Below are 522 nucleotides of genomic sequence, written 5' to 3'. Positions count from 1 at the left end.
CAGCGACGACTGCAGCGTCTCTGTGAGCGCCAGCGTGGACAAGGCAGCCTCCGCCTCGCTGCGCGGCAGCAGCGACGCCATGCTACCGGGCAGCGCGGTCACGAACGACTCTGCCGTCTCGCGCGCCAGGCAGGCCAGCATGAGCGCGAACTGCGGCGGCGGGCGGCGCGTTGAGAGCTGCGCCACCAGCGAAGCCGAGTCTGCGTCTTCTGCAGCACCCTCAGCGGCGCAAGCAGCTGCTGTACTTGTAGCAGCAGCAGCGGGCGCGGTGCCATCATCCCCGTCGCCGGCAGCCCTGTCGCTGCGTGCGGTGGCGGCCGCGGCGGGGCGCGCGGCGGAGGGTGGCCGGCGGCGCAGCACCGTCTCTGCGCGCGCGCACCAGGCGGCGTGCAGCTCGTCGGGCGCGGGGCCGGCCGCCAAGCGCAGCGCCTGCGTGAGCCAGCCCGTGAATTGCGCGACCTGACGCAGCACCAGCTCCGAGAATTGGCGGTCCGACTCGTCCAGCAGCCGCTGCCCGGCCTC

At 73.9% G+C, this 522-nt stretch carries 1 pseudogene; it reads right to left on the bottom strand.

Annotation, left to right across the window (positions count from 1 at the left end):
- Positions 1-522 (bottom strand): annotated as a pseudogene (locus ACK41V_RS23870) (hypothetical protein); the annotation flags it as partial.

It is taken from the genome of Acidovorax sp. (genome assembly GCF_046291265.1).
GTDB lineage: Bacteria > Pseudomonadota > Gammaproteobacteria > Burkholderiales > Burkholderiaceae_C > Acidovorax.
Note: the sequence above shows the minus strand (reverse complement) of the source record. Positions and strands in the feature narration are given on the sequence as shown.